The organism is Ehrlichia minasensis (assembly GCF_004181775.1).
GTDB lineage: Bacteria > Pseudomonadota > Alphaproteobacteria > Rickettsiales > Anaplasmataceae > Ehrlichia > Ehrlichia minasensis.
In genome coordinates, this window is record NZ_QOHL01000032.1 from 1 (window position 1) to 9,927 (window position 9,927).

Consider the following 9,927-nt stretch of genomic DNA (forward strand, 5'->3'; position numbering starts at 1 on the left):
ATATTTTAATGCCTAGTTCTGTTATCTAAAACATGTGGGATTAGCTATCACAGTTTTTAAAGGGATGTGTATATATAGTTGTTTTATAGAAAATCATCATTAGTTAAGAACATTGTCATTTTATTGTGAGTGTATTGAAATCTCATATCCTAGTTCTAATTATTTTGTAAATGTATGAAATTGGCTATTACAGTTTTTTTAAATGAATTGTTGCATATGTATGTGCAGTTGTTATGTAAGAAATTATAATTCTTATATTGTCGTAAGTATTATAACCATGTTGAGGTTTTGTATATAGTACTTAGTACCTAATTGTAGTTATCTTGTAAATATCACTATCACAGTTTTTGTTATTGTGTGTATCTATCAGTTGTTTTTATTAAATTGGTTGTGGATATTATCAAATGAATATATTGATAATTGTAGTTATATCAAACTTTTTACTATGGGATGTTTCAGATGTTTATGAGTTGATCATGGTTATCTTATAAGTATATAGCTATTGCTGATAGTATCATTGTGTGTTTATTTTTATTAAAATAATAACTTTTTATGAGTGTTACAAAATAAAAATGTAATTATTATTGTTTACTTTTTTTGAAGAAGTTACTGTTGATTAGATCACATGATTTGTACAGTTGTTTTGTAATATTATATTTGACAGATAAACAGCATTATAGAGTGTTACTTTTAGTTATAAACTTTTTAAATTTATACTTTTATAAGTGCTCACTTTACGTAATAAATTGCTGCTCCATCTTGATGTTATAAAACAATAAAGGTTAAAACCTTTCAATTATGAATTTTGTGTACTTAATATTAATAATAATAAAAAGTAATTGCAAATATTAGTCTTATTCGTTATCTGGTCCTAGTTTATAAATTTCTCCTGTTACGTTGCATTGAGTAGACGCTAATTCAATAAATTTGTCTGTGAAGTTTTCTGGAAGTACTGATTGTGCAATTTCTTTTGTGGGAAAAGCTTGAGTATATATATCATTGTACATTAATGGTGGGTAAACAATATTCACACATAATTTGCTATGCTTTGTTTCTGTAGCATATATTCTTAACATTGTTTCTAAGGCAGATTTGCTAGATGCGTATGGCCCCCAGTATGGATATCTGGATAGTGATTGTGTTACTTCGGAAGTAACTGCAATGACTCTACCAGCAGGTGAAAGTTTAAGTAGTGGATCGCAGTATTTGATTAAATGCCAGTTAGCGATAAAATTGATGTCCATTATTCTTTTACAGAGATCGTATTCATAATCTTGTAGTGGACTGAGGTCTCCCACTATTGCTGCGTTTAAGACTAGTATATCTATACTTTTAAACTTTGTTCCTATAGACATTGCAAAATTTTTTATTGTATCGAAATCCTGAAGATCAACTGCTGCTAGCATTGCGTCTCCTCCTGATTCTTGTATAGAATCGTATATAGCGTTAAGTTTGTTGATATTTTTAGCTATTAGAATAATGCAGGCTCCTTCTTTAGCAAATCTTTTTGCAATGGCTGATCCAATATTTCCAGAAGCACCTGTAATTATTGCTACTTTACCTGCTAATTGTTTTTCCATACAATGTCCCATAATTTCTTTATGCTCAGATGATAAGCAGTATGAGTTGAGTTGGCAAGCAAAACAGTGGAATATATAGCTAGCTAGTGTTAAATTATAAAGCAATATTATGTTAGATTATTTTTACCATAAGTTGATGTACATTTTTTCTAATGTAAGTATTGTGAGAAATATTGTTGCTAACAAATAAAATAATACATTAGGTTAATTAATGATGATACTATTGGTATATAATTATTAATAAAAAAAATTTTATCAATGAATTGATATACATCTCTTTAATTTTTGTAAATGATGTTTATATAGTAGGTTAGATAATTTAACGTGAAGCTAATTATGGATCTCAATAAGTTTACTGATGTGTCAAAGAATTTAATCATGCAATCACAAACTGCAGCAGTTGCATTAGGGCATCAATCTTTGGTACCAGAACATTTGCTTAAAGTAATGTTGGATGAGAAAGATGAACTTGTTGAATTATTGTTGACTTCATGTGGATGTGATATTGATAAGATATACAATGATGTGAAGCTTTCTTTGAATAAATTACCTGTTGTGAGTGGTAGTGGTCATATACATCTATCAAGAGAAATGGCGCAAGTTTTAGAGGAGGCGATTAGTTTAGCAAAAAGGAATCAAGATACTTATGTTACTGTAGAGCGATTGTTGCAAGCTCTTGCCGTAGTTAAGGATAGTAATGTTTGTAAGATATTAATTTCGCATGGAGTAACTCCAGTAAAATTGGAGTCATTAATATTAAATATGCGTAATGGAACTAAAGCTGATAGTGTTAACTCTGAGCAAAAATTTAATGCTCTAAAAAAATATGCTAAAGATATTACTGAAGCTGCTATTGCTGGAAAACTTGATCCGGTAATTGGAAGAGATGAGGAAATTAGACGTACAATGCAGGTTTTATCACGTAGGACAAAAAATAATCCTGTATTAATTGGGGATCCTGGAGTTGGTAAGACAGCAGTTATTGAAGGACTAGCACAACGTGTTGTAATAGGTGATGTTCCTGTTGGGTTGAGAAATGCGAAGATTATGGCATTGGATCTTGGAATGCTTGTTGCCGGTACAAAATATCGAGGTGAGTTTGAGGAAAGATTAAAAGCTGTGATTAATGAAATAATAGCATCTAATGGTGCTGTTATATTGTTTATTGATGAATTACATACTTTAGTTGGTGCAGGTGCTACTGATGGCGCGATGGATGCATCTAATCTATTAAAACCAGCATTGGCAAGAGGTGAAATACATTGTATAGGTGCAACGACGTTGGATGAATATAGACAGCATATAGAAAAAGATGCAGCATTAGCTAGAAGATTTCAACCTGTATTTATTTCTGAGCCTACTGTTAATGATACAATATCTATTTTACGTGGCTTAAAGGAAAAGTATGAAATACACCATGGTATTAGAATTATGGATAGTGCGATAATTGCAGCGTCAACTTTGTCAAACCGTTATATTACTGATAGATTTTTACCAGATAAGGCTATAGATTTAATTGATGAAGCAGCAAGTCGTGCAAGAATAGAAATTGATAGTAAACCTGAAATAATTGATGAGTTGGATAGGAAAATTATTCAATTAAAAATTGAAGCAGGAGTTTTAGAGAAGGAAAATACTGAATCTTCAAAACAACGGTTAGTAAAGTTAAATGAGGAGTTAAATAGATTAAATATTCAAGTATCAGAATTAAATAGTAAATGGCAAGCTGAAAAAATCAAGATATTAAAGATGCAGGAGTGTGCAGAAAAGTTGGATAATGCAAGAAGCGATTTAGAAAAAGCTCAAAGATCTGGTAATTTAGCAAAGGCTGGTGAATTAATGTATGGAATTATACCTGAACTTGAAAAGGAATTGAAAAAATGTGAGAAGCCTAGTAGTAACATGTTGAAAAGGGAAGTTACAGAAGATGATATAGCAAATATTGTATCGAGATGGACAGGTATTCCTATTGAAAACATGATGAGTAGTGAAAGAGAAAAGTTACTACGTATGGAAGAGGAAATAGGAAAAACAGTTATTGGGCAAGAAAGTGCTATTAAAGCAGTAAGTGATGCTGTTAGAAGATCACGTGCAGGTGTGCAAGATGCTAATAAGCCTTTAGGATCTTTTTTATTTCTTGGACCTACTGGGGTAGGAAAAACAGAATTAGTTAAAACATTAGCTGAATTTTTATTCTGTGATAAATCTGCTCTTTTAAGATTTGATATGTCAGAGTTTATGGAAAAGCATACTGTGTCTAGATTAATAGGTGCGCCACCAGGGTATGTAGGATATGACCAAGGAGGTATGTTAACTGAAGCTGTTAGAAGGAGGCCTTATCAAGTAATACTTTTTGATGAGATAGAAAAAGCACATGGAGATATTTTCAATATTTTATTGCAAGTATTAGATGAAGGTCGCTTAACGGATAATCATGGAAAATTAGTTGATTTCCGTAATACAATATTAGTTTTAACATCAAACTTAGGGCAGGAAATATTAATCAATATTGAGGAAGATGCAGATGAAGAATCAGTCAAGAAGTCTATGTCTAGTGTATTACAACATCATTTTCGTCTAGAATTTCTCAATAGGTTAGATGAAATTATTATATTCCATAAATTAACTAAAGCGCATATAGAGAAGATTATAGATGTACAATTTTCTATATTGCAAAAAATTGTTGCACAGAAAAAATTAGAAATTAGTTTGTCCTTAAAAGCAAAATCTTGGTTGATAGATAATGGTTATGATGCTTTATATGGAGCAAGGCCTTTAAAAAGATTGATACAACAAAGGATACAGAATAATTTAGCAAAGTTAATTCTTGCAAATCAAGTTAATGAAGGGAATAAACTTGAAGTAGATGTATTAGGGGATGATTTAGTTATTAATAAGTTATAGATAGTATGTGTGGTAAGGGTTACTTAGTTTTTCAGTATATATATCAGAATAAATCAGCAGTACTGTGAAACTATGGTATATTCTATAAGTTATTGTATGTATGCTTAATTGTTCAAATAGACTAAGGATAAATTAATCAACTAATGATTTGGTTACTAATAAGTTGTAGAGAATGTGTGTGGTAAGTATTGTTTAATTTTTCAGAATAGACAAGAAATTCTGTGAAATTATGGTATATACTTATTGTGTGTGTAATTGTAATGTTATTCGCTGCTGGCTATATGTTTCTTAATGGGTCAGGTAGGCTTGCAATAGATTGATCAACTAGTAGTTAGTTAAATATAATTGCTATAAAGATTATTTAATTTTTCTGTATTGTATTTCTATAAATATTATATGTGGTATGTGCTTCTTAATATGTAATATAAATTTTTAGTGAGTTTGTTATAATGATTTAATTGTGTAAATTATTATAAGGGATTGTATGATTTTAGTTGTCTAGGTATGAATCAAAATATATAGGAAATTCTTATTGATAGATTCAATAAGTCTGTACTAGATTTATCAAATGATCATTTGATAATATAGATGATATTCTATAAATAAAATTGTTTCTTGCAAACCCGTATTTAGAATCATTAAGGAATTTCTATATCAAATTAATGAGTCTGGTATATTAATTCTATTATCTATGCAATGATGAATATTTATTATGCTGTTGCATTTAAGTGAAGTAGTTTTATGAGTTTTTTAATGTGTTAGTACTAGATGTTCTTGAAATACATTGTATTTTTTCTATGGTAGATAAATGTGTTTTAAGGTGTATGAATGTATAAATACTCTATCAATATTCATAGTAATGTTTGCAATTGATTGAAGGAACATGTTAATGTTTTATTTCGTGTATGATTTTTAATATTGCAAATTACTTTGAGTAAGATTTACACTTAATATTGGTTTGTAGCATAAAGTTATATTGAAAAATCAGGTGTGTGTTTTGATAAAAAGTTATGATCTAGATGTTATTGCTATAAATTTTTTCTCTGTGAAATATTAAAATTTTATAGTTAGATGATTTATATAGTGCTGCAAGTGAATTTGGTAATGCTTAAAGTATGTTTAAATCATTGATCTACTGACATCTATATTTATGAATTTATAAGTGTAATAGTACTTATAAAGGTCATATGTAATTAGCTAATTAGTATAAAGTATATGTATTGTGTAAATCTAAATTTAATTACAGGACTGTATAAAATTTTAAAGTAAAAAATAAAGTATAGTACAACATTTTGTAGTTGTAAACTTATAAACTTGTGTGAAACTTAATGATTTAGATAATAGATAACTATGAAAGCTGCTGTTAGAAGTACATCGATCACTTTGCAGGAAGCTTCATTAGTAGCTTTTGTATACTTATAAGTTTGTGTATTACATGCAGTAGTATTAAACTATAACATTAGGGTATATTACTAATGTTTTATCACTATTTCAAGTGAATTTGTCGTTATTTGTAAGACTTGTAATTCGTTTTTCCTGCTATTGTAATGTTAAAATGATAAGTTTTTATACCGAGTGCATTCTTGGTATATCGTGCTACTAACCTGTCATTTAGATTTGGATCAATATTTTTAAATTGTTGGTCTGTTGAATTGTTATATTCTGGAAAAAACATTGTTGTGTTAAATTCAGGAAATTCTGAGTGCTGTAAAGTAAAATGTATACGAGGGATTTTGTTTTGAATATTAGTACCAGGGACAATAGTTATAAAACTATAATTTCCTAGGTTATCAGTTACTGATTTTCCTGATCCGCTAAAGTTGTAATCATACATATCTAATTCTTCTAAGATAAGTTCTGATTTACCACTATGACCTTGATTGTCTTGATATATTCCATGTGCATTAGTATGCCAGATAAATACATTAGCGTTTGCTATGGGTATGCAGTTTTCATCGGTAACTCTGCCTACAATATATATCAATTCTCCATCGGCTGTTAATGGTGTACCGGTTTTACGACGTAGGTTATTTGATAAAGGAAAATTACCTGGCTTATTGCTGATGTCGTAGATTTCAGGGGTTTTTTTACAATTAACAAGAACTGGATCAACTGCTAGTGCGTTGCGTGTATATGCAGTACTTATAAGCAAACACAACAATAATTTTACGAAATAGTTCATCTCATTACCATAATTTAAATCTTCGAGTTATCAATAAGATTAATATTTAATTTTGATTATAATTTAACTTAATTTTACAGATTATCCATATAATTTCTATTGCGGCAATATATAAATGCTAAATATTGTAATTGCTGAGAAAACTTTTATTAATTATTTATGAAATGGGTAATCAGTATTAGTCTATTAATGGTAGATTTGATTATTTTGGAGAGTTTGATTTTATAAATATTTGCCATTGTATATAAGTACTGTGAAAGTGAATGTTGTGTCTGTTTCATAATGTGAAATTGTGGGAATAATGTATATAAGATTGTATAGAATTTATAAGGAATTAACTATTGTATTATATCAGAATTATTAATATTTTTCTTGCAAAGCTTATAAAAAGGATTAGATTGAAAGTGCGTTAATAATACTAATTTAGGTTTGCCATGATAGATATATCATTTTCAAGTTTGATGCCGGGAGTATCTTTGTTGTTAAAAACAACAGCAGTAGTTGTTGGTATTTTTGAAGGTAGCAATCACCTAGAAGATTATAATGCCTTGGTTGATCAGCGTGAAAATATCGTGAAAATCGTAGAAGATAATAAGTCTTTTAATGGCAAATTTGCTGAAGTATTACCAATTGTTGGGTTAGGTGAGAATTACCCTATGATAATAGTAGTAGGGTTAGGTAAAGCTGAAGAGTTTGATGAAGAAAAGTCTTTAAAGATTGGTGGTATAATATATTCTGAACTTAATAGAATGAAAATATCAGAGGCTTCCATTATAAGCAGTCATGATAGTGATGTTATGGCTAATATTGCTTATGGGGCATTTTTACGTAGTTTTAATTTTGATAAGTATTTTGTGCAAAAAAGAGATGATAATGCAACTTATGTAAGTAAATTAACATTCTTTTCAAAAAATAACCCTCAAAAAACCTCTGCTCTATTTGATGATTTAAAAGCTGAAGGTGAATCAATATTTTTAGCTCGTTCTTTTGTTTCAGAACCTCCTAATATTCTTTATCCGGAAACTTATGCTCAGATGATATATGAAGAATTGAGTAAGGTAGATGTTAAAGTTGAGATCTTTGATGAAAATTACATGAAATCAAATCAGATGATGGCGCTTCTAGGTGTAGGGCAAGGTAGTGCTAAAAAATCTAGACTTGTAGTAATGAAGTGGAATGGAGGAAAAGAAACAGAACCCCCTGTAGCATTTGTTGGAAAAGGTGTTACTTTTGATACTGGTGGTATATCTTTAAAACCTTCTAAAGGTATGTGGGATATGAAGTATGATATGGCTGGTTCTGCTGCTGTTGTTGGTATTATGCGTACTCTTGCAGCCAGAAAAGCAAAAGTTAATGCTGTTGGTGTTGTAGGATTGGTTGAAAATGCTGTTGGTGGTGATGCTCAAAGACCTGGTGATATTGTTACTTCAATGTCTGGCCAAACTATTGAAGTGTTGAATACTGATGCAGAAGGTAGATTAGTTTTGGCTGATGCTTTGTGGTATACTCAAAAAATGTTTGCTCCAAAATTAATGATAGACTTGGCTACATTAACTGGTGCTGTTGTTGTGGCTTTGGGAAATAATCAGTATGCTGGGCTTTTTTCAAATGATGATGCTATTGCTAATCAGTTGATTGTTGCAGGTAATGAAGCTGGTGAGAAGTTATGGAGATTACCTTTAGATGATGCTTACGATAAGCTTATCAATTCATCAATTGCTGATATGCAAAATATTTCAACAAAAGGATATGGTGCTGATAGCATTACTGCTGCACAGTTTTTACAAAGATTTGTAAATAAGACACCTTGGGTACATTTAGATATTGCTGGTATGGCATGGGATAATGAAGGTAATGAAATATGTCCTAAAGGTGCTACTGGTTTTGGTGTAAGGTTACTAAATAGATTGATGCTAAAATACTATGATGCTCGTTAAAAATGATATCCTGGTTTAATAAATATTGTAGAGGTTATAGAGATTTTTATTTATTTCTATAATTTAAAAATAAGGCATTTTGCTTTGTTTTGTGGTAATGTTTATACATAATTAACTTTAGAATAGCTTTGTTATATGGTACTGCTTAAATTGGGCATTTTGATTTCAGGTAGGGGTTCTAATATGCATGCATTAATTAATGCTTGTATGCAAGATGATTTTCCTGCTGAAGTATCTTGTGTGATTTCAAATAATCCTAATGCAAATGGTTTATTGATTGCACAAAAGAACAATATTAAGACTTTTGTAGTTCAAGGTCGTCCGTTAGATTTTGATGCTATTGATGGTATACTTAAAGAACATAAAGTAGATTTGGTCTGTCTTGCAGGGTTTATGAGTATTGTGCCTGAAAAATTTATTAATAAGTGGCTTCATAAAGTTATTAATATACATCCTTCACTTTTACCATCCTTTAAAGGGTTGAATGCGCAGGCTCAAGCATTGAAGGCTGGAGTTAAAATTGCAGGGTGTACAGTACATTATGTATATCCAGAAGTTGATGGAGGGCCTATTATTATACAGGCAGCAGTTCCTGTATTTTCATCAGATACTGTTGCAGATCTTTCTAGTAGGATTTTACAGATGGAATATATTTGTTATCCTAAAGCTGTAAAATTAATAGCATTAAATCAAGTGCAACTTGATGAAAATATAGCTACATCAAAGGAGTCATTACAATTGTTCTACAGTGAAGCTATTTGATTTATAAAATTGTGGTATATTAAGTTAATTTCAGTCTAATTTGGTTTATGCATTCTATGTTGAATTTATTGGTGGTGCGTAAATCAGCTGCAATTTAGATTGTGTACAACTATTATTGTAGGTTTTTAAAGCTATGTGATTTTTGTTATTGTATGTATTTCTAAAATGTAGGATTAACAGATAAGGATTGATGCAAAATTCATAGTGTGCTGTGCTGGATTACACATATGCTAGAAGGTGCTATATAATCTAAACAAAATGAAAAATCTTAGCAAAAATACAAATGTGAATTTATTAAAAACTCATACTTTATAAAAAAATAACTCAACAATTTTAACTTACAAGAGTGCAATGGTGTAGATAGAGTTATTAATAGATAATGAAGAGATATAATTTTTATGTAGCATTGGTACTTTAATATTATAGAGAATTAGTAGTGTTGGATGGATTTTAACTTGTAGTGTTTATGTTGATTAATCATTGTGGATAGTAATGATGTAACTATCTATTGCTTAACTCATGATATAGTGAGATATTAGTTTGTATGTAAAATTGGTACTGT

5 protein-coding genes are annotated in these 9,927 nt (G+C 29.9%); 3 read left to right on the forward strand and 2 right to left on the reverse strand.

Translation table 11 applies throughout. The features are described 5' to 3' along the window. Positions 1-854 precede the first annotated feature (854 nt). Entirely contained in the window at positions 855-1,580 is a 726-nt protein-coding gene (locus tag DRF75_RS04660; RefSeq protein WP_045171274.1) for an SDR family NAD(P)-dependent oxidoreductase, read from the reverse strand. 336 nt (positions 1,581-1,916) lie between these two features. On the opposite strand from DRF75_RS04660, the gene clpB reads away from it, so the two are divergent. Continuing rightward, on the forward strand, positions 1,917-4,484 hold the full coding sequence (gene clpB, locus DRF75_RS04665) for an ATP-dependent chaperone ClpB (protein WP_129992747.1): 2,568 nt from the start codon (positions 1,917-1,919) through the stop codon (positions 4,482-4,484). 1,507 nt (positions 4,485-5,991) lie between these two features. Here the strand turns inward: clpB and DRF75_RS04670 are convergent. Next, positions 5,992-6,666: a protocatechuate 3,4-dioxygenase gene (locus tag DRF75_RS04670; RefSeq protein ID WP_045171268.1), complete on the reverse strand. Its 675-nt coding sequence runs from the start codon at positions 6,664-6,666 to the stop codon at positions 5,992-5,994. A 434-nt stretch (positions 6,667-7,100) separates the two neighbouring features. On the opposite strand from DRF75_RS04670, the gene DRF75_RS04675 reads away from it, so the two are divergent. Both DRF75_RS04675 and purN read left to right on the forward strand, forming a co-directional pair. Further along, positions 7,101-8,603 (forward strand): leucyl aminopeptidase, encoded by a 1,503-nt coding sequence (locus DRF75_RS04675; RefSeq protein ID WP_045171267.1) that lies wholly within the window; start codon positions 7,101-7,103, stop codon positions 8,601-8,603. A gap of 135 nt (positions 8,604-8,738) precedes the next feature. Next, positions 8,739-9,365: a phosphoribosylglycinamide formyltransferase gene (gene purN / locus DRF75_RS04680; RefSeq protein ID WP_045171266.1), complete on the forward strand. Its 627-nt coding sequence runs from the start codon at positions 8,739-8,741 to the stop codon at positions 9,363-9,365. Positions 9,366-9,927: the final 562 nt, after the last annotated feature.

Coding starts and splice junctions, on each gene's coding strand:
- purN (WP_045171266.1), top strand. CDS start 8,739: ATGGTACTGCTTAAATTGGGCATTTTGATTTCAGGTAGGGGTTCTAAT.
- clpB (WP_129992747.1), top strand. CDS start 1,917: ATGGATCTCAATAAGTTTACTGATGTGTCAAAGAATTTAATCATGCAA.
- DRF75_RS04675 (WP_045171267.1), top strand. CDS start 7,101: ATGATAGATATATCATTTTCAAGTTTGATGCCGGGAGTATCTTTGTTG.
- DRF75_RS04670 (WP_045171268.1), bottom strand. CDS start 6,666: ATGAACTATTTCGTAAAATTATTGTTGTGTTTGCTTATAAGTACTGCA.
- DRF75_RS04660 (WP_045171274.1), bottom strand. CDS start 1,580: ATGGAAAAACAATTAGCAGGTAAAGTAGCAATAATTACAGGTGCTTCT.